At 62.9% G+C, this 20,066-nt stretch carries 17 protein-coding genes; 14 read left to right on the top strand and 3 right to left on the bottom strand.

The window, feature by feature from the left end; all coding sequences use genetic code 11:
• The first annotated feature begins 399 nt into the window (after nt 1-399).
• From LJE63_06515 to topA, 9 genes are all read left to right on the top strand, one after another.
• Nucleotides 400-1,860, top strand: coding sequence for an Rne/Rng family ribonuclease (locus LJE63_06515; protein ID MCG6906263.1), 1,461 nt, complete (start codon nt 400-402; stop codon nt 1,858-1,860).
• 234 nt (nt 1,861-2,094) lie between these two features.
• On the top strand, nt 2,095-2,784 hold the full coding sequence (locus LJE63_06510; GenBank protein MCG6906262.1) for a hypothetical protein: 690 nt from the start codon (nt 2,095-2,097) through the stop codon (nt 2,782-2,784).
• Between the two features lie 512 nt (nt 2,785-3,296).
• Complete coding sequence (gene yajC, locus LJE63_06505; protein MCG6906261.1) at nt 3,297-3,659, top strand: preprotein translocase subunit YajC; 363 nt, start codon at nt 3,297-3,299, stop codon at nt 3,657-3,659.
• A 275-nt stretch (nt 3,660-3,934) separates the two neighbouring features.
• On the top strand, nt 3,935-5,536 hold the full coding sequence (gene secD, locus LJE63_06500; GenBank protein ID MCG6906260.1) for a protein translocase subunit SecD: 1,602 nt from the start codon (nt 3,935-3,937) through the stop codon (nt 5,534-5,536).
• 74 nt (nt 5,537-5,610) lie between these two features.
• Entirely contained in the window at nt 5,611-6,648 is a 1,038-nt protein-coding gene (secF, locus tag LJE63_06495) for a protein translocase subunit SecF (GenBank protein MCG6906259.1), read from the top strand.
• A gap of 69 nt (nt 6,649-6,717) precedes the next feature.
• Nucleotides 6,718-7,458: a tol-pal system protein YbgF gene (ybgF, locus tag LJE63_06490; protein MCG6906258.1), complete on the top strand. Its 741-nt coding sequence runs from the start codon at nt 6,718-6,720 to the stop codon at nt 7,456-7,458.
• Nucleotides 7,455-8,603: a DNA-processing protein DprA gene (gene dprA / locus LJE63_06485; protein MCG6906257.1), complete on the top strand. Its 1,149-nt coding sequence runs from the start codon at nt 7,455-7,457 to the stop codon at nt 8,601-8,603. The genes ybgF and dprA overlap by 4 nt, the downstream gene beginning before the upstream one ends.
• A gap of 10 nt (nt 8,604-8,613) precedes the next feature.
• A complete protein-coding gene (locus LJE63_06480) occupies nt 8,614-8,838 on the top strand; it encodes a hypothetical protein (GenBank protein ID MCG6906256.1) in 225 nt (74 codons plus the stop codon).
• Nucleotides 8,831-11,104 carry a type I DNA topoisomerase gene (topA, locus tag LJE63_06475; GenBank protein MCG6906255.1) on the top strand — a complete coding sequence of 758 codons (2,274 nt, stop codon included), beginning with the start codon at nt 8,831-8,833 and terminating at the stop codon, nt 11,102-11,104. The genes LJE63_06480 and topA overlap by 8 nt, the downstream gene beginning before the upstream one ends.
• A 121-nt stretch (nt 11,105-11,225) precedes the next feature.
• Here topA and LJE63_06470 read toward each other — a convergent pair whose 3' ends face one another.
• Together LJE63_06470 and larE are read right to left on the bottom strand one after the other, a co-directional pair.
• Complete coding sequence (locus LJE63_06470) at nt 11,226-12,227, bottom strand: peptidylprolyl isomerase (GenBank protein MCG6906254.1); 1,002 nt, start codon at nt 12,225-12,227, stop codon at nt 11,226-11,228.
• Between the two features lie 713 nt (nt 12,228-12,940).
• On the bottom strand, nt 12,941-13,789 hold the full coding sequence (larE, locus tag LJE63_06465; GenBank protein MCG6906253.1) for an ATP-dependent sacrificial sulfur transferase LarE: 849 nt from the start codon (nt 13,787-13,789) through the stop codon (nt 12,941-12,943).
• 326 nt (nt 13,790-14,115) lie between these two features.
• On the opposite strand from larE, the gene LJE63_06460 reads away from it, so the two are divergent.
• From LJE63_06460 to aroA, 5 genes are all read left to right on the top strand, one after another.
• Nucleotides 14,116-14,913, top strand: coding sequence for a 2-amino-3,7-dideoxy-D-threo-hept-6-ulosonate synthase (locus LJE63_06460; protein ID MCG6906252.1), 798 nt, complete (start codon nt 14,116-14,118; stop codon nt 14,911-14,913).
• Between the two features lie 26 nt (nt 14,914-14,939).
• Nucleotides 14,940-15,932, top strand: coding sequence for a 3-dehydroquinate synthase II (locus LJE63_06455; protein MCG6906251.1), 993 nt, complete (start codon nt 14,940-14,942; stop codon nt 15,930-15,932).
• Nucleotides 15,910-17,028: a prephenate dehydratase gene (gene pheA / locus LJE63_06450; protein ID MCG6906250.1), complete on the top strand. Its 1,119-nt coding sequence runs from the start codon at nt 15,910-15,912 to the stop codon at nt 17,026-17,028. The genes LJE63_06455 and pheA overlap by 23 nt, the downstream gene beginning before the upstream one ends.
• Nucleotides 17,025-17,864 carry a shikimate dehydrogenase gene (locus LJE63_06445; protein MCG6906249.1) on the top strand — a complete coding sequence of 280 codons (840 nt, stop codon included), beginning with the start codon at nt 17,025-17,027 and terminating at the stop codon, nt 17,862-17,864. The genes pheA and LJE63_06445 overlap by 4 nt, the downstream gene beginning before the upstream one ends.
• Nucleotides 17,865-17,928: 64 nt before the next feature.
• Complete coding sequence (gene aroA / locus LJE63_06440) at nt 17,929-19,197, top strand: 3-phosphoshikimate 1-carboxyvinyltransferase (GenBank protein MCG6906248.1); 1,269 nt, start codon at nt 17,929-17,931, stop codon at nt 19,195-19,197.
• Between the two features lie 334 nt (nt 19,198-19,531).
• On the opposite strand, the gene LJE63_06435 is transcribed toward aroA, so the two are convergent.
• The coding region (locus tag LJE63_06435) for an acetate--CoA ligase family protein (protein ID MCG6906247.1) at nt 19,532-20,066 on the bottom strand (535 nt) is incomplete at its 5' end.

The raw sequence follows: 20,066 nt of genomic DNA, 5'->3' as shown, positions 1-20,066 counted from the left end.
CAAATAGCAAGCCCGCGATGGTCCCTGCTTCGGACCAGGCGCCGGATGCATCCGCCGCCTGCGCCCCCGGACTTGAGGCGGCGGGGTTCTTAAGCGCGGATCGGGCGGTCGGCCAAAAAAGGTTTGACTTGTAGTCATTTACGACATAATACGTAAGCAAATGCAGCCGCTTAGGGTCGCGGCAATAAATAATTCCACAATATGGCGCCGGATTTTGGTTCGTCACCCAGGCACATTCGCCGGTGCATATCGGGATATGTGCCGGCGGATGTAACGCCGGTGGCGGGACAAAAGACAAGCAAGATGTGGCATTATTTCTTGCCGAGGGCCTTAACCCACCGCCGCGGTGCCGGGCAACACCCCATCCACCTCTCAACCACCTTACGGACAGACGAATCTATGGCCACCAATATCCTGATCAACGCCCTCAACTCCGAGGAAATCCGCATCGCCAACACCAAGGACAGCAAGCTGGAGGAGTTTCACATCGAAACCACCTCCCGGGAAATTCTCCACGGGAACATTTACAAGGGCATCGTCACCCGCGTGGAGCCCAGCCTCCAGGCGGTGTTTGTGGAATTCGGCGTCGAGCGCCACGGCTTTCTCCAGAAACATGAAATTCACAGCGATTATTTTCAGGACAACCATTCCGGCGACAGCTCCATTAAAAACATCATCAAGCCCGGGCAGGAACTGCTGGTGCAGGTCACCAAGGACCCCATCATGAAAAAGGGGGCCATGCTCACCACCTATATCTCCCTTCCCGGAAGATACATGGTGCTCATGCCCGGCAGCAAAACCCTGGGCATCTCGCGCAAGATCGAGGACGAGGCCGAGCGTAAACGCCTCAAGGAACTCATCTCCAAGCTGAGCGTCCCGGAGGGCTTCGGGATCATCGTGCGAACGGTGGCCGGCAACTGCACCAAAACCTCCCTGACCAGCGACCTGCGCTACCTCCTGCGCGTCTGGAAAAGCATCAAGGAAAAGGCCCTCCAGGAACCCGCCCCCGTGCTGCTCTACAAGGAGCGCAACATCGTGCTGCGCTCGATCCGCGACTATCTCACCGCCGATGTCAGCGAAATCCTGATCGACAATGAGACGGTCTATCAGGAGGTCCGAGAGTTTATCGACCTGATCGCGCCCAAACAGACCAAGATGGTCAAGCTCTACAAGGGCGCCAAGCCAATTTTCACCAAGCACCAGCTGGAAACCCAAATCGAATCGATCTTCAAAAGCCGGGTCAACCTGAAATCCGGCGGCTCCATCGTCATCAACCCCACCGAGGCCCTGGTTTCCATCGACGTCAACTCGGGCAAGGCCACCCACAAGACCTCCATCGAACAGACCGCACTGCTCAGCAATCTGGAGGCCGCCGAGGAGATCGCGCGCCAGCTACGCCTGCGCGATCTGGGTGGTCTGATTGTCATCGATTTCATCGACATGCGCGATGCCAAGCACAAAATGGAGGTGGAGCGCGCCCTCAAGGCCAACCTCAAGAACGACAAGGCGCGCACCAAAGTCGGGCGGATCTCGCAATTCGGCCTGCTGGAGATGTCCCGCCAGCGAATCCGGCCCTCCATCGAATACAGCACCTACATCCCCTGCCCGCACTGCCAGGGCCGGGGGGTGATCCCCTCCAACGAAACCCTCGGTCTCAGTTTCTTGCGCAAGCTGAGCCTGGAAACCCTCAAGGAGGCGATCACCAGCGCCCGCGGCATCGTGCCGCCGGCGGTTGCCGATTATCTGCTGAACAAGAAACGCCGGGAGCTGCTCGACCTGGAGAGCCGGCGTGAGATCGCCATTACCATCGAAGCGGACCACACCCTGGCGCCCGGTGAAAGCAAGGTCCTGCTGGAGTGAGCCCGACCCGCTGCGCCAATGGGCGACGGGATGCCCGCGGGGTGCCCCAGCCTGCCGGCACCGCCAAGACCGAAAGGTAACCGCGGCAGCAGTCGGCGGGTTTCCGGTTGACCCCGACACCCGATTAAAAAACTCAGGAGCGAAGCGATGCCTCCCCAAAAGTCTGATCGATCCAAAATCCGTATGGGCCTGCTGATTCTTCTGGCGGTGGTAGTCGTTGCCGGAGGATTCGGTTTGAAAAACTGGTTGAAAGAGCGATCCGCCAAGCCCCCCCAGGAGGCTGCCGAGAGCAGCGGCCCGGTGCCCGTGGAGCGCCCGAAGGTCCTGGACTACGGCCAACTCGAAAAAAACGAGGAATTCAAAAGTTTGATGGACCAGCGCAAGGCGGCCTTGGGTTTCGATAAAGGGGTGGACATGATCGTGCAGTCCGATGAGTCCGTCAAAATCGGCGACACGACCGTGTCCATGGAGGAGATCCGCGAGAAAATCCGGCTGCAGCGCGGCGCCATCGTCGAAAGAGAGATCGCCGCCCAGGGCGGCGACCGGCCGGAAACCCAGATCGAGACTTTCGGGGTGCACGTAGTTCAGCCCAACGAAAACATCTGGAACATCCATTTTCAGTTTCTGAAGGACTACTTCGCCCACCGCGGCGTGACCCTCTCCCCCCTGGCCGATGAACCGAACCACCGGGGCCGCAGCAGCGGCATCGGCAAAATCCTGAAATTCTCGGAGAGCATCGTCTACATTTACAATGTCTCCGAGCGCGAATTGGACACGGATCTCAACCTGATCGAGCCCAACAGCAAGATCGTGGTCTACAGCATGAAGGATGTCTTCGCCCTCCTGGATCAAATCGATTATGCCAAGGTCGACCGGATTCAGTTCGACGGGGAAACCATCTGGCTGCCCAACGCCGATTCCTAAGGGTCACAGCAAGAAATAATTCCACAATATGGCGAAGGATTTTGGTTCGTCATCAAGGCACATTCGTCGGTGCATATCGAGATATGTGCCGGCGGATGTAACGCAGAGGGCGGGCCAAAAGACCAGTAAGATGTGAAATTATTTTTTGTCGAGGCCCTAAGCAGCCATCCATCGGCGGCCCACCCCCGGACCGCCGGCTTTTGCCGGACCGCTGCCCCGACGGCCGCGGCAGTGCGGTTTTGGCGTCCTGCACTTGACAGCATCGACCAACTTACGGTAAAGGCGCCAGTGATTTCCTTTCGTCAAAAAATTACGAAGCGGTAAAAAGTCAAAAACAGACGGTTTCGAAAAAAGCTCCAAATTCAAGGCGCGTGAATCTCAGCGGCGTGAGGCGTACTTATGTACGCCGCAGCGACTTCGAGATGAAGCGCAACGCAGAAATTGGACTTTTTGCGAAACCGTCAAAAATCGACCCATAAAATACCACCACTTCAAACAAGGAGGGTTCCGTCTTGACGAGTATCGCATATGCCATGGGCCAGGGAGGTGCAGCGGCCGGCCAGGGAGCCGGCGGTTTTTCAGCGTTCATTCCACTGATCCTGATGTTCGTGATCTTTTACTTTCTCTTGATCCGCCCCCAGCAGAAAAAACAGAAGCAGCATCGCACGATGATCGAAAACCTCAAAAAGGGCGACCGCATCATCACCGGCGGCGGCATTCATGGCCGGATCACCAACGTCGATGAAGGCGTCCTGACCGTTGAAATCGCCGATCAGGTCAAAATCAAACTCAACCGGGGCAACGTTACCGCGCTCCTTCAGGCGGCCAATCCGCCCTCGGCTGAAAAACCGGCCAAAAACGAGGCCGGCAAATAACCCCGTTCACCCGCTTTGCACCCGAAAACCCCAGAAATGACGCCACGGGCGCCGGCCCACGGGCGTTTCTGGGGTTTTGCTGTGGGTGCCGCCGGCATTTGTCAAGATTTGGTCTCCCGGTTCCGATGGATCCGAAAAAGCCGCGGGCCGGTGTCCGCCCCGCGGCAGGGCATTTGGTTCGTGAGCGCACGGCGCGAACCATCCGGCCACAGGCATTTGGGGAGAACAAATGGATGGCCGCGCGCCAAGACGCACTGTAGGAAAGGAAGAGCGCTTTGAAACTGCTTTCATGGAAACCGGCACTGGTGCTGGTCGTCATCATCGCCGCCGTGATCTTCGTTATGCCCACCGTCCATATGCGCCTAAACGACACGCCGCAGCCGACCCTTTGGCCCAAAAAGAAGATCAACCTCGGCCTGGATCTCCAGGGCGGCATGCACCTGGTGCTGGAGGTGGAAACCGGAAAGGCCGTCGAGAGCACCATCGAGCGTATCACCCAGGAGCTGCGGGACCAGTTGCGCGCCGAGCGGATCGCCTACGCCGAGCTGCAACAGGTGGGCGGCACCCGGATCGAGGGCCAGCTTCAGGGCCGGGAGAACATCGACAAGTTTGAGGCTCTGCTGGACAAGGAGTTCCGCGACCTGCGGATCGCCTCCCGCAAAGAGGCCGGCGACCGTCTGGACATCGTCATGGATCTCCCCGAGACCGAAGCCGCCCGCATCCGCAAGATGGCCACCGAGCAGGCCCTTGAAACGATCCGCAACCGGATCGACCAGTTCGGTGTCAGCGAACCGGACATTCGCATCCAGGGGGAAAAACGGATTCTGATCCAGCTTCCGGGGGTCCGGGACACCCAGCGGGCCAAAGATCTGATCGGCCGCACCGCGCTGCTGGAATTCAAACTGGTGGACGACACCCACAGCGTGGAGGAGGCCGTCCAGGGTCGCACGTTCCCCGGCAGCGAGCTGCTCTACGAAATCAGCGAGAACCGCGAAACCCGCCGCACCACCAAGGTGCCCTTTCTGGTCCGCAAGCGTGCGGCCCTTACCGGCGCCTACCTGACGGATGCCAAGGTCCAGATCGACTCCCAGTTCAACGAGCCCTATGTTTCGATCACTTTCGACAAAAAGGGGGCGCGCCTGTTCGAGCGGGTGACGGCCGAAAACGTCAACAAGCGGCTGGCCATCGTGCTGGACAACAATATCTACTCGGCGCCGGTCATCCAGGAGAAGATCGCCGGCGGACAGGCCCGCATTACCGGCAACTTCACGGCCGAGGAAGCCCGCGACCTGGCCATCGTGCTGCGCGCCGGCGCGTTGCCGGCGCCGGTCACCGTCATCGAGGAGCGCACCGTGGGCCCCTCGCTGGGGACCGATTCCATCCGCAAGGGCCTGATATCAATGATCGTGGGCCTGATCCTGGTGGTCGCCTTCATGGCAATCTACTACAAACTCTCGGGGCTGGTGGCCGATTTCGCGCTCTTGCTCAACATCCTGCTGATTGCCGGGGGGCTGGCCGCCTTTCAGGCCACCCTGACCCTGCCGGGCATTGCCGGCATCATCCTCACCATCGGTATGGCGGTTGACGCCAACGTCTTGATCTTCGAGCGCATCCGTGAAGAGATCACCATCGGCAAAACCTACCGGGCGGCGGTGGAGGCCGGATACGATCGGGCGACGCTCACCATCCTGGACGCCAACGTCACCACCCTGATTGCCGCCCTGGTTCTCTTCCAGTTTGGCACCGGGCCGGTCAAGGGGTTTGCCGTGACCCTCAGCCTGGGGGTCATCGCCAGCCTGTTCACGGCGCTGATCCTGACCCGGCTGATTTTCGATTTTTTTCTCCTGACCCGCAAGGTCAAAACCCTGAGCATCTGATCGGGCTGCCGGTTCGCTCCGCGCCGATGCGGACCGGATCCGACACCCCATCCCTTTTCCGGAGGGCAGACCCCATGCAGTTTATCAAGCCCGGCGTCAATATCGATTTTATCGGCAAACGCAAAATCGCGTTTGCGTTTTCCATCATCATGATCGCCGTCAGCATCACCTCCCTGATCATCCACAAGGGGCCGCGCTTCGGCATCGACTTTGCCGGCGGCACCCTCATCCAAGTCAAGTTTCCCGCGCCGGTGGCGGCTGCGGACATCCAAGCGGGGCTCTCGACCCTGGGAATAGCGGCCTCGACAGTGCAAACCTTCGGCGAAAGAAAAGACAACGAGTTTCTGATTCGGACCGACCAGTCGGTGACCACCGGGGAGGGCTTCGAGCGCGGGGTCACCGAGGCGCTCAAGACGGCGACGGGCGCCGCCGGGGAAATCCGCCGGGTTGAAATGGTTGGGCCCCAGGTTGGCCAGGACTTGCGCGAAAAGGCCCTTTTCGCCATGTTTTACGCCCTGCTGTTCATCACCATTTACATCTCCGGACGCTTTGAAATGAAGTGGTTTTTAAGCGCCGTGGTGGCGGCGGCGTTGATCGCGGCGGTTTACCTGCTGGGCCTCTTTCAGCTCAGCATTCCGATCCTGATCGGCGCGGCCTTGGTGGTAACCCTGATTCTCTTCTGGATCCTGCAGCTCAAATACGCCATGGGCGCCATCGTCGCGCTGATCCACGACGTGGTCATCACGGTCGGCATTTTTTCGCTCTTCAACAAGGAGTTCAACCTCTCCATCATCGCCGCCCTGTTGACCATCATCGGGTACTCCTTGAACGACACAATCATCGTCTTTGACCGCATCCGTGAAAACTTGCGAAAGTTCCACAAAAACACCCTGCACGCCATCATCAACCGCAGCGTCAACGAGACCCTCAACCGCACGATCCTGACCTCCCTCACCACCCTGGTGGTCGTGGCGGCGCTCTTTGCGCTGGGCGGCGGGATCATTCACGATTTCGCCTTCGCGCTGCTGGTGGGCATCTGCGTGGGCACCTATTCTTCGATTTACGTGGCCAGCCCGATCCTGGTGGCCTGGCAAGGCCGCAAACGCCGCTGACCGGCCCGCTTGGTGCCTACCACCGACGCGCCCCCGTCGCGGGGCCGGATGCGATCCAAGGGATGTGACATGCTGCAATCCGATATTCTCCTGGGCTGCTGCGCGCTTGCCCTGCTCACCAGCGCCTGCACGGTGGGAAGACCACCACCGGAGGCCAGCCGGGCAGATCTTGAAGCCCAACTGGCGGCGGCCGAGGAGCGCCTGAGCGAACTTTCGCGCCAGGTCGCCCAACTTCAGTCGGCGCTGGACCGCCAGCGGGAAAGCGTGCCGCAAAGCGACTCAGCGCCAGCCACTGGTCGCCCCCAGGGCTCTCCCGCGGAAGTCCGGGTGGCGGAGCCGGCGGTGGGTGAAAACCCGCCCAAAATGTCCGTCGCAGCCGGCCCGGTTGGACCGCCGCGGGCCGATCCAGCCGGCACGGCGGCCCAAGGGGCCCAAGCTACCCCCGAAGCACTCTACCGGCAGGCCCTTGCGGCGTATCAGGAGGGCAAATACCCCCGGGCCAGCGCCCTTTTCGACGCTTTTGGCGCCCAGCATCCCCGGCACCCGCTGGCCGACAACGCCCTTTACTGGGTCGGGGAATGCCACTACGCGCGCAAACGCTACGTGAAGGCCATCGACGCCTTCAAAAGCGTCCTGCAGGACTACCCGGACGGCGGCAAGGTGCCGGACGCCCTGCTGAAAACCGCTTACAGCTACCTCGCTTTGGGTGACAACACCACCGGGCGCCGCTACCTCCAGGAGGTGATCCGACAATACCCCTTCAGCCCGGCAGGCGCCAAGGCGGAAGAGCGTCTGAGGGTGATCCGGTGACCCCCGCGGCACCCGGGGCGACAGGGCCTCAGACCGAAGAGCTGCTGCCATGGTTCACCCTCAAAGGCGTCACGGGTATCGGCAACCTCCTTTTCAAACGTTTGATCGAACGTTTCGAAACCCCTGCCAAGGTCCTGAGCGCCTCCCGCGACCAGCTGAGCGCGGTGGCGGGCATCGCCCCCCGACTGGCGGCCGCGATTCAGCGGGCGCTGCCGTCGGATGAGGACCGCCGGGAAATTGACGAGGCCCACCGCCGCGGTTTTGCCATCGTGCCCCTGACCGCTGCCGGTTATCCGGCGCTGCTGCGGGAGATTCCGGACCCTCCCCCGTTTTTATACGTGGCCGGCCGCCTGGAAGCGTCCTCCCGCCAGATCGCGCTGGTCGGCTCACGCAACGCCACCGGCTACGGGCTGCGTATCACGCGCCATCTCGCCCGGGAACTGGCCACCGCCGACGTGACGGTGGTCAGCGGCATGGCCCGCGGCATCGACACCGCCGCCCACTGGGGCTCGCTGGAGGGCGGGGGCCGCACCGTGGCGGTCCTGGGATGCGGCCTGGGCACCCTCTACCCGCCGGAAAACCGCAAGCTGTGGCAAGCGATCGCCGCCCGGGGCGCGGTGGTCTCGGAGCTGCCCATCAGCGCCGCGCCCGAGGCCCACCACTTCCCTGCCCGCAACCGGATCATCAGCGGGCTTTGCCTGGGCACCGTGGTGGTCGAGGCCGCCCGCAAGAGCGGGTCCCTGATCACCGCCCGCCTGGCCAACGAGCAGGGCCGGGAGGTGTTCGCCGTGCCCGGCAGCGTGCAGTCGTTTAGAAGCGCCGGAACCCACCGCCTGATTCAGCAGGGGGCCAAGCTGGTGGCCTCGGCCGCGGATATTCTGGAGGAATTCCCCTACGTTTTTCCGACCGTGGCAGGCGTAGACCAAAGCGCCGGGGCCAGAGACCCGGGGTCCGCAGCGGGGCTTTCGGCCGAGGAGTCCAGGCTCTGGCAGGCGCTGGGCCCCTACCCCGCCCACATCGACGAACTGGCCCGGTCGCTCTGCCTGGATGCCGGCCAGCTGGCCGGGTTGCTGCTCCAGCTGGAGTTGAAGGGCCTCGTGCGCCAGAGCCCCGGTAAGCGTTTCGAGCGGATCGAAAACCCATGATGGCGGGACTGTGCCAGGCACAAAGTATGAAGGAATTCAAACCGCCGTCAAAAATGAGAAACCGGTAAAAAACGAAAATTTTGAGATGGCGGTGAAAAAAGTTCAAGTTACGGCGCGCAAATCTCAGCGGCGTGAGGTGTATTACTGTATGCCGCAGCGACTTCGAGATGCAGCGCAACGCAGAAATTGGGCTTTTTGCGTCGCCATCAAAGATAAGGAATTGCAGCGTGACTAAACCCCTGGTTGTCGTCGAATCACCGACCAAAGTGCGTACCATCAAAAAATACCTGGGCGAGGATTTCAATGTGGCCGCCACCGTAGGCCACATCAAGGACCTGCCCAGCAAGGAAATGGGGATCGACATCGAAAACGGCTTCACCCCGCAGTACCACACCATCCCCGGCAAACAGAAGGTCATCAGCGCCCTGAAAAAGGCGGCCGGTGACGCCACGGAGGTTTTTCTGGCCCCCGACCCGGACCGCGAGGGCGAGGCGATCGCCTGGCACACGGCCGAGGTCCTCAAGAAAAAGGGGCGCCAGTTTCACCGCGTGCTGTTCCACGAACTGACCCGCAACGCCATCCGGGCGGCCATGGCGGCCCCCGAACCGCTGCACCGCAACAAGTATGAGGCCCAGCAGGCGCGGCGCATTCTGGACCGCCTGGTGGGCTACCAGATCTCGCCGCTGCTGTGGCGCAAGGTCAAAAGCGGCCTCAGCGCCGGTCGGGTACAGTCGGTAGCCGTGCGGATCATCTGCGAGCGTGAAAAAGCGATTCAGGCCTTTTTGCCGGAGGAGTACTGGTCGATCACCGCCCACCTGGAGGGCGACAGTCCCCCGCCCTTCGACGCCAAACTAGTCAAAAAAAACGGAAAAAAACTGACCATCCCCGACCAGGCGGCCGCCGACGGGATACTCGCTGAACTGGCGGGCGCCCCACTAACAGTGGCCAATGTTCACAAGCGCACCACCCAGCGCAACCCCCTGCCGCCCTTCACCACCAGCAAGCTGCAGCAGGAGGCCATCCGCCGGCTGCGCTTTTCGGCCAAAAAGACCATGGTGGTGGCCCAGCAACTCTACGAGGGGATCGATCTAGGCCCGGGCGAGCCGGTCGGGCTGATCACCTACATGCGCACGGACTCCACCCGCATCGCCCAGGAGGCGGCCGAGGCGGCCCTCCAGCTGATCACCGAACGTTTCGGGGAGCCCTACGCCATCGGCAAGCCGCGCTTTTTCAAAAACAAAAACAAGGCCCAGGACGCCCATGAGGCCATCCGCCCGACCTCGGTGCTGCGCAGCCCGGAGGAGGTCGCAGCCCACCTGACCCAGGACCAGCTGGCCCTCTACCGTCTGATCTGGCAGCGCTTCGTCGCCTCCCAGATGCCGGCGGCCCAGATCAACCGTAACACCGTCACCATCGATGCCGGGCCCTTCACCTTTACCGCCACCGGTTCTTCGGTCAAGTTTCCCGGTTTCATGGCGCTATACATGTCGGTGGACGAGGAGCTGGAAAGCGAAAAGCGCAGCGACAATCTCCCCGAACTCAGCGTGGGGATGGTTCTTGCGCTGAAAAACTACGAACCCAAGCAGCATTTCACCCAGCCGCCGCCGCGCTTTTCCGAGGCCTCGCTGGTCAAGGAACTGGAAGAAAACGGCATCGGCCGCCCCAGCACCTATGCCGCGATTCTGTCCACCATCCGCGAAAAAGGCTACGTATCGCTGGAAAAGGGGTATTTCCGGCCCAGCGAATTGGGATTCATCGTCAACGATCTGCTCGTGCAGAGCTTTCCGGACGTGATCGACGTGGATTTCACCGCCAAGCTGGAGGAAAGCCTGGACCGCATCGAGTCGGCCCAGATGAACTCCCAGGAGATTCTCTCGACGTTCTACGCCTCCTTCGAAAAGGAGCTGCACGAAGCCGCCGAGAGGATGCTGAGCGTCAAGGGGGTGGGCCTGCGGACCGACCTGAAGTGCCCCAAATGCGGCCGACCGCTGCACATCAAGATGGGCAAAAACGGCCATTTTCTGGCCTGCAGCGGCTACCCGGAATGCAAATTCACCCGGGACTATGTGCGCGATGAGAAGGGCAACCTGCAGATCGTGGCGGTTGAAAACGGGGAGCCGACGGAGAAAACCTGCGACAAGTGCGGACGCCCGATGGTGGTCAAACAGGGCAAGTTCGGCAAATTCCTGGCCTGCAGCGGCTATCCGGAATGCAGCCACACCCAGTCGCTGAACGCCAACGGCCCCGGGGAGCCGATCGGCGTCAAATGCCCGGAAACGGGCTGCGGGGGCGAAATCCTGGAAAAACGCTCCAAGCGCGGAAAAATCTTCTACGGCTGCAGCCGCTACCCCGATTGCAAATTCGCCACCTGGGACAAGCCGGTGGCGACCCCCTGCCCCCGCTGCGGGGCACCCTTCCTGGCGGAGAAAACCACCAAAAAAAGCGGTACCCTGCGGGTTTGTCTGAGCCCCGGCTGCGGCTACAAGGCGCCGCTGGAGTAACCCCGACTCGGCGTTGAGCGGTCCCCAAAAAGCGGCGGCGGCCCCTCAGGGAAGCCGCCGCCGTTTTTGTATTCTGCCCGCGGGTGGCGCCCCACCCCCAGGCCCCAGACCGTCTCCGCGTTTACGAAGCCTGTACGGGAAAACGCTCGATCTTGGCCGTTTTCTTCAGTTCTTCCACGTAGCGCGCGACCTCGCCCTGCATTTTTTCCTGCTTGAGAAATTCCGTTATCTGGTCTTTGGCCTTTTCGTAAGAAACGGTCTCGGCCGGTTTTTTCTCGACGCTCTGGATCAGATGGTATCCGAACTCGGTCTCCACAACCCCGCTGACCTTTCCCGGCTCCAGCGCGAACGCCGCTTCCTCAAAGGGGGCCACCATTTGACCGCGCCCGAAAAAGCCCAGATCCCCGCCCTTGGGGCCCGAGGGTCCCTGGGAGTGTGCAATCGCCAATGCTTCGAAGTCTTCCCCGGCCTTAACCTTTTTCTCCACCCCATCGATGTTCTTGCGGGCTTCGGCCTTGGCGGCCTCATCGGCATCGGGGGCGACCTTGATCAGGATGTGGCGGGCGTGCACCTGTTCCGGCTGCTGGAAAAAATTCGGGTTTTCATCGTAGTAGCGCTTGGTTTCCGCCTCGTCCACCACGATTTTCTGACCCACCTTGACGTCGATGAGCTCTTCGATGGTCAGCCCGCGCAGGATCTGCCGGGAGATATCCGCCTCGCTCACCCCCATTTCCTTCAGCCGTGCCTGGTAGGCGGCCTCATCGCGGAACTGGCTCTTGATCTGCCCCAGCTGCTCCGCCACGGTTTCAGGGGCAATGCTGATGCCCTGCTTGCCGCTTTCCTGAAAGAGCAGCTCCCGGGTGATCATGCCGTCCAGAATGTTTTCCCGAAGCTCCGGCAATTGATCGTCGGACACCATCCGCCCCTGGGCGGCCAGGCGGTTGCGGGCGTTTTCCAGCTCTTTGTCGACTTCCTGCCAGGTGATGACCGTGCCGTTGACCATCGCGGCCTTGCCCTGAGGGGCGGCGGCGGGCGCTTCAGCGGAAAAAGCACCCAGCGCCCCCAAGGTCAAAAAACACGCCCCCATCAGCAGACAAGCCATTGTCTTGAGTGAAATTTTCATACAAACCCTTTCTGTGTCATCGTTAACGTTTGTTGGGTAGATTTAGGGACCGTTGATGTATACCTTCAGTCCGTTGCGGCTGGTCGGAACACACTTGAAATCCACCCCCAGCCGGATATAATCACTACGCGAACAGCCCGAAAATATCAATGAACAATTGTGATACCCGTCAAAGGCCAAGACCGGATGGGTGCCACAACCGCTGGAGAGGGTCTGGGGAAAAACATTCGTTGCAGGAAGAGCGCCAACCTCTGCATCCGGTTGGCATTCTTAAAAGGAGAACCACATGAACGGCATCTGGATTTTTATCGCAATTTTGGTGGTCTGGGTGATTCTTCAGGCCTACGTCTTACCCAAAATGGGCATATCCACCTGAATGCGAGACGCCTGTCAGGTGACAGGCAAGCGCAAAGGGAAAACCCCGCCGCCCCCCGAGAAGCCCTGAAAGGCTATGGCGGCTCAAGCGCCTCCCCCGGGAGATTTTCTGCGCCGGCAGCGGCAAACGCTGCGGCCGCACCCGCCCAGCTCCGAACGCGTCTGCGAACCGTTTTGCACCCGGGGGTGCAAAACGGCCAGAAGCACCCCAAAAACCAGAAAAGACACGGCCGCTGCGATCACCCATTGAACCATACCTACACCTCCCGCATGCCCCGGCGTTTGGGTCCGCCGGGTGCCGATGGACCGGGGAAAAGCGTCCAAGCGCCCCCCGCACGTCAGCCGTCCGGCCCCGCCGGGACGCCGGGCGCTGATGGGGGCAGCCCCCGGTTGAGGCTGCCCGCAACGTAGCCGCCGAGATCCAGGGCGACAAAATCGAAGCCGACCTCCCGGATTAGGCCCAAGACCTCACGGCGCAACCCCTTTTCCAGAAACCGGGGCACATCCTTGCCTGGCAGTTCGATCCGCGCCACGCTGCCGTGATAGCGGACTCGGCAGTCCTCAAAGCCCAGGCGGCAAAGGACGTCCTCGGCGCGATCGATCATCGCCAGGGTCTCCTGCCGGATGGGGGTGCCGTAAGGGATGCGGCTGGCAAGACATGCCAGGGCCGGCGCATTCCAGTTGGGCAGGCCCTCGGCTTTGGCCAGGGCCCGGACGTCGGCCTTGTTCAGGCCGGCGGCGATCAGGGGGGCTGCAACCCCCAGTTCGGCCGCCGCCCGGTTGCCCGGCCGGGTGTCGCTGAGATCATCCAGGTTGGCCCCGTGGGCCACGGCCCCAAGCCCCAGTCGGGCCGCCAGCCGCTGCAGATCGCCAAAGATCTGCCGCTTGCAAAGATAGCAGCGATCCCGCGGGTTGGCGCGAAACTCGGGCAGCTCCAGGGCATGGCCGGCCAACTGCCGGTGCCGCACACCCATGGCCGCGGCCAGGGCGGCGGCCGCTTCCCGCTCCCGCCGGGGCTGAAGGGGGGATGCCACCGTGACAGCCACCAGCCGATCGCCCAGCACGCCGTGGGCGATTTTCACCAGCAGGGTGCTGTCCACCCCCCCCGAATAGGCCACCAGCAGGGAGGGCCAATTTTCCAGGACCGCCCGCAAACGGTCCCTTTTTTGAGCCCAGCGGGCTTCCATGCGCACCTTCCTAAACATTCGTGGCGGCGGGGCCCCGTGCCAACTTGACGGGTTGCCGATTCGCCTGCCCCAAAAAAATCCTTGACAGACCTAAAATAGTAACTTAGCGTGCGACATCAATCAGGATTCAGGAACGGACAGATGACAGATTTCACCACCGGCAGAGGCGTCAACTTTTACGGGTATTTTTTTTATAATACCAGTCTGCCCGAGGTGCGCTGACCTGATCTGATCGACAACCAAGCGAAGCAAAAGCCGGGGGCAGACGAAAAAGCCCACGGCTTTTTTTTTGTTTTTTGACGCCACCACAGCAAAGGGGGACCACCATGACCATCTTGGGCAAACAAATCCGCATGGAGCGCATCATCAACCGCAACACCGGCAAAACCGTGATCGTACCCATGGACCACGGCATCTCGGTGGGCCCGATCGCCGGCCTGACCGACATGAAAATGGCCATCCAGCAGGTGTCCGAGGGCGGCGCCAACGCCATCGTCGAGCACAAGGGCCTGGTGAGCGCCGGCCACCGCCGCCGCGGCCGGGACATCGGCCTGATCATCCACCTCTCGGCCTCCACCAGCCTTTCGGTCTACCCCAACGCCAAGACCCTGGTATGCTCGGTGGAAGAGGCCATCAAGCTGGGGGCCGATGCCGTTTCGATCCACGTCAACCTCGGCAACGGTCAGGAAAAGGAAATGCTGCGGGATTTCGGCCAGGTCAGCTACGAGGCGCGCACCTGGGGAATGCCCCTTTTGGCGATGATCTACCCCCGGGGCGAAAAGATCAAGGACGAATTCGACGTCGCGGTGATCCAGCACGCCGCCCGGGTGGGCAACGAAATGGGGGCCGACATCGTCAAGGTCTCCTACACCGGCTCCTCGGAGAGCTTCCGCAAGGTGGTGGCGGGCTGCAGCGTGCCGGTGGTGATCGCCGGCGGACCCAAAATGGATTCCGACCGTGAAATTCTCGAGATGGTCAAGGGTAGCATCGATGCCGGCGGCGCCGGGGTGTCCATCGGTCGCAACGTCTTCCAGCACCCCGCCCCGTCCCGCATGGTCCAGGCCATTTCCACCATCGTTCACGACGGCGGCAGCGTCGACGCCGCACTGAAAGTGCTGGGCTGAAGCCCGCCGCAAAAAGGAGAACGGGCATGCGAAAGATCTGGGTCAAGGTGGAACCATGGGACCGGGAGATTGTCACCGCGGCGCTTGAGGGCGGCGCCGACGGTCTGCTGGTCCCCGCGGGGTGCAGCGACAAGGTGCGGGAGTTGGGCCGCATCGAAACGATTTCCGAGGACGGCGACCTGGTTTTGGGCCGTGACGTGGTCTACTTCACGATCACCTCGGGGGCCGACGAAGAGGAGATTTTAAAGCGCGCCCAAAACCAGCGGGTGATCCTGGACTGCAGCGACTGGACCATCATCCCGCTGGAGAACCTGATCGCCAAGGGCGCGGACGTGATCGCCCAGGTGCGCAGCCTGGAGGAGGCCGAGACTGCTTTCGGCATTCTGGAAAAAGGGGTCCGGCAGATCCTGCTGCACCCCGCCGATGCCGTGAGCCTCAAAAATGCGCTGACCCGGCTGCGCGCGGACGATGCGCGAACCGAGTTGACGACCGCCGAAATCACCGCCGTGCGGCCGGTAGGGATGGGGGACCGGGTCTGCATCGACACCTGCAGCGCCATGCAGCCGGGCGAGGGCATGCTGGTCGGCAACAGCAGCGGCGCCCTTTTTCTGGTGCATGCCGAGACGCTGGCCAACCCCTACGTGGCGCCGCGGCCTTTCCGCGTCAACGCAGGACCCGTGCACGCCTACACCCGCATCCCCGACGGCCGCACCCGCTATCTGGCCGAGCTCGAGGCCGGCGACAGCATCCAGATCGTCGACTACCAGGGCAAGACCGTCCCGGGGGTGGTGGGGCGCCTGAAGATCGAAAAGCGGCCGCTAATGCTGGTGACGGCCGTCATCGGCGAGAAGACGGCGAGTGTCCTGTTGCAAAACGCCGAGACCGTTCGCTTGACCCGGCCCGACGGCGTGGCGGCTTCCATCGTGACTCTTAAGCCCGGCGACACCGTCCTTGCGGCGGTGGAGGCCAGCGGCCGGCATTTCGGATACCAAATCGATGAAACCATCACCGAAAAATAGCCCCTCCCCGGAACTGGGGCGCCTGCGCACGGCCATCGACCAGGTGGACCAGGAGCTTTTGGCGCTGCTCAACCGGCGCCTGGGGTATGCCAAGCAAATCGGTCAGCTCAAAGCCCGCCAGGGCGCCCCGGTCCTGGACGCCGGGCGGGAAGCGGCCGTCTTGCGCCAGATCCTGGACCACAACCCCGGACCCATCAGCGAGAGCGCCCTGCGCCACATCTTCGGGGAGATCATGTCGGTCTCTCGCGAAATCCAGAGCCCGCAGCTGGTCACCTACCTCGGCCCGGAGGCCACCTTCACCCACATGGCGGCCATGAACCATTTCGGCCACTTCGCCAATTTCACCCCCCAGCCCAGCATCCGCGAGGTTTTCAGCGAAGTCGAACGCCAGGCCTTCCATTACGGCGTGGTGCCGGTGGAAAACTCCATCGAGGGCTCGGTCAACAGCACCCTGGACCTATTCTACGACTCGGAGATCAAGATCTGCGCCGAGATCTACTTCCCCATCTGCCACGGGCTGCTCTCCACGGAGGATGCCGCCGAGGCCATCCGGGTGGTCTACTCCCACCCCCACGCCTTTGCCCAGTGCGGCCGCTGGCTGCGCAAACACCTGCCCGAGGCCCGCCTGGTGGAGTGTGGGTCCACGGCCCTGGCCGCCCGCCGGGCGGCGGCCGAAAGCCAAGCGGCAGCAATCGCCAGCCGGGAGGCCGCAGCGATTTACAACCTCAACGTCCTGGCGGCGCGGATCGAGGACAGCCCGCGGAACACCACCCGCTTTCTGGTCATCGGCCGCGACGCCCCGCCGGTGACCGGCTGCGACAAAACCACCCTCATGTTCGTCACCTCGCACGTGCCCGGCGCCCTCTACCGCACCCTGAAGCCCATGGCCGACGCGGGCATCAACATGGTCAAACTGGAGTCGCGCCCGGCCCGCCATGAAAACTGGAGCTACATGTTCTTCGCCGACCTCGAGGGGCACATCCAGGACCCCCAGGTCCGGCGGACGGTGGCCGAAATGGAAAGCCTCAGCCGTTTCCTCAAGTGCCTTGGCTCATACCCGCGGGCGGGCGGCGAATCCAAGGAACAGCGTCCATGACCGTGCACCCGATCGACGCGGCCACCACGCTTTACGGCGTTTTCGGCGACCCGGTGGCCCACAGCCTGAGCCCCGCGATGCACAACGCCGCCTTTGAAGCGTTAGGGATCAACAGCGTCTATCTGGCCTTCGGCAGCGCAGACATCGGCGCCTGTGCGGCGGCCATGCGGGCACTGGGCATCCGGGGGGCCAGCGTGACCATCCCCCACAAGGTGGCCATCATGCCGCTTTTGGAGGAAATCGACGAGACCGCCCGCCGGATCGGGGCGGTCAACACCGTGATCAACCGCGGCGGCCGCCTGCTGGGAGCCAACACCGACGCGGAGGGCGCGCTGCGGGCGCTGCGCAGCCAGACGGAGATCGCGGGGCGTACAGCGGTTGTCGTCGGCGCCGGCGGGGCGGCCCGGGCGGTGGCCTTCGGTCTGAAGGACGCCGGCGGCCGGGTGACCGTGGTCAACCGCTCGATTGCCCGGGGCGAGGCGCTGGCCCAACGCGTGGGGGCCGACTTTCGCCCGCCGGCCGAGGCCGCCGGGCTTGTCTGCGAGATCCTGATCAACACCACCCCCATCGGCATGGCGCGGTTCGGCGACGCCCTGCCGGTCCCGGCCGCCCTGTTGCAGCCTGGGATGGTGGTCATGGACATCGTTTACACCCCGCTCAAAACGCCCCTCCTGGCGGCCGCGGCAGCGCGCGGCTGCCGGACGATTTCCGGCACCGTCATGTTCGTCCTGCAGGGCGCGCGGCAGTTTGAACTCTGGACCGGCCGGGCCGCCCCGACGGCGGTCATGACAGAGGCCGTAAACGCCGCCCTGGCCGCCCGCGGCGCCGCCGGCTGAAACTTTTTCCTGAGGGCGCCGGAATTGCGTCACCCTCAAGGAAAGGCAACCGAAGGGACCCGCCATGCTGACCATTTCGCCCCGGCCGCTGAAACCCGAACACTGCGTTGCAGTGCCCGGCTCCAAGAGTTTCACCCACCGCATGCTGATCGCCGCCGCCCTGGCCGACGGCACCAGCCGCCTGGAAAACCCTCTCCACAGCGAGGACACCACTCTCACCGCCCGTGCCCTGGGCCAACTGGGGGCCCGGATCGAAACCGGATCCAACGGCGCTTTCACCGTCACCGGCACCGGCGGCCGCCTGCAAGCCTGCAGCGATCCCCTGTATCTCGGCAACTCGGGCACCTCCATGCGGCTCTTGACCGCCGTTGCGGCCCTGGGCCGCGGGGAGTACCGTCTCACCGGAAGCGAGCGCATGGGCAGCCGGCCCATCGCCCAGTTGATCGACGGCCTGACTCAGATCGGCGTCCCGGTGCAGAGCCTGGCGAACACCGGCTGCCCGCCCCTGGCCGTCACCGGCGGCCGCGTGCGGGGCGGCAAGCTCTCCCTGGACTGCAGCCTGAGCAGCCAGTACCTTTCGGCCCTGCTGCTGATCGCACCTTACACTGCGGAGGGTCTGGAGATCACCGTCAGCGCCGGCCCCGTCTCGCGCCCCTACATCGACATGACCGTGGCCGTTATGGAAGACTTCGGGGTGAGAATGGACCGCGAAGGCTATCACCACTTCCGGGTGGCGGGCGGCCGGCGCTACCGCGCGGGCCGCTACCGGGTGGAGGCGGACGCCTCCCAGGCGGGATACTTCTGGGCAGCGGCGGCGATTGCCGGGACCACGATCACCGTGCGGGGGACTTCCGGCGGCTCGCTGCAGGGCGACAGCCGATTCATCGAGCTTCTGGAAGCGATGGGCTGCCGCGTGGCGGCCGGTGCCGAGGGCATCACCGTCAGCGGCGGCCCGCTGCAGGCCATCACCGCGGATATGGGCGACATGCCCGACATGGTCCCCACCCTGGCGGTGGTGGCGGCCTTTGCCCGCGGCACCACCACCATCGAAAACGTCGCGCACTTAAAAGCCAAGGAAAGCGACCGCATCGCCGCGGTGGTCAGCGAACTCAACCGGATGGGGGTTTCCGCCCGGGCGGGGGCCGACGGTCTGACGGTCACCGGCGGCCAGCCGGCCGGGGCCGTGATCGAGACCTACGACGACCACCGCATCGCCATGAGCTTTGCCCTGGCCGGGTTGAAGGTTCCCGGGGTGGTGATCCGGGACCCCGACTGCGTCAAAAAATCTTTTCCGAACTACTGGCAGGTTTTCGAAACGCTCTTCGCAACGTGAACCTCTGCCCACAGCCCTATTTCAAGCACTTGTCGCGGCCGATGTTTTAGGTCCCGTCGTCCCGGGCCGAGCATCGCAGCAGCCGGCGAAAAAGGCCCTGTGGCTGTCTGAGCATAAGCGAGTTCCACAGGGCCCGCCGGCTGCGAGAAGCGCAGGGCAGCCCGAAGGGCCCCGGGGCGCGGGCGGTTTCTTTTGGTTCCTTTTCTTGTCCGCACAAGAAAAGGAACAAGAAACAACGGGAGTGGTAACCCCCAGTCTATCACACCGGTTTACCCTTCAAAGTTCCTCTCTGACAAACACCACCCGGCGAGATAAAATCCTTTTCAAGCCGCACTCAGGCCTGCGCCGTCAGAATGATGCGGGCATCCACGATGCTCAAGCCTTTTTCGTGGCTGATGACGGGGTTCAAGTCCATTTCCTGGATGTCGGGGTAGGCTTCGACGATCTCGGAGCATTTCACCAGCAGTTTGCGCAGGGCCTTCTTGTCGCAGACCGGCATGCCCCGGAAGCCGTTCAGCAGGGGGGCGGACTTGATCTCCTCGATCATTTTCTCGGCGGAGAGGTGCGAAATCGGCAGGACCCGGAAGGCCACGTCCTTGAGAATCTCCACCAACACCCCGCCCAGGCCGAACATGATGACCGGGCCGAACTGGTCGTCGCGTTTGGTGCCGATGATGACCTCCATCCCTTGGCGGGCCATGGGGGAGACCAGCACCCCGCGGATGTCGGCCTGGGGGTTGTAGCCCCGGGCGTTTTCAAGGATCTCGGCATAGGCGCCGGCGATCGCCGCGGGGCCTTCCAGGTTGACCCGCACCCCCCCGGCATCACTTTTGTGCAGGATGTCGGGTGACACGATCTTTAAAACCGCC

This window comes from Desulfobacteraceae bacterium (assembly GCA_022340425.1).
Taxonomy (GTDB): domain Bacteria; phylum Desulfobacterota; class Desulfobacteria; order Desulfobacterales; family JAABRJ01; genus JAABRJ01.
This window is presented reverse-complemented; position numbering and strand designations above follow the sequence as displayed.

Coding starts and splice junctions, on each gene's coding strand:
- LJE63_06445 (MCG6906249.1), top strand. CDS start 17,025: ATGACCGTGCACCCGATCGACGCGGCCACCACGCTTTACGGCGTTTTC.
- larE (MCG6906253.1), bottom strand. CDS start 13,789: ATGGAAGCCCGCTGGGCTCAAAAAAGGGACCGTTTGCGGGCGGTCCTG.
- ybgF (MCG6906258.1), top strand. CDS start 6,718: ATGCTGCAATCCGATATTCTCCTGGGCTGCTGCGCGCTTGCCCTGCTC.
- LJE63_06455 (MCG6906251.1), top strand. CDS start 14,940: ATGCGAAAGATCTGGGTCAAGGTGGAACCATGGGACCGGGAGATTGTC.
- secF (MCG6906259.1), top strand. CDS start 5,611: ATGCAGTTTATCAAGCCCGGCGTCAATATCGATTTTATCGGCAAACGC.
- aroA (MCG6906248.1), top strand. CDS start 17,929: ATGCTGACCATTTCGCCCCGGCCGCTGAAACCCGAACACTGCGTTGCA.
- LJE63_06460 (MCG6906252.1), top strand. CDS start 14,116: ATGACCATCTTGGGCAAACAAATCCGCATGGAGCGCATCATCAACCGC.
- pheA (MCG6906250.1), top strand. CDS start 15,910: ATGAAACCATCACCGAAAAATAGCCCCTCCCCGGAACTGGGGCGCCTG.
- LJE63_06470 (MCG6906254.1), bottom strand. CDS start 12,227: ATGAAAATTTCACTCAAGACAATGGCTTGTCTGCTGATGGGGGCGTGT.
- LJE63_06515 (MCG6906263.1), top strand. CDS start 400: ATGGCCACCAATATCCTGATCAACGCCCTCAACTCCGAGGAAATCCGC.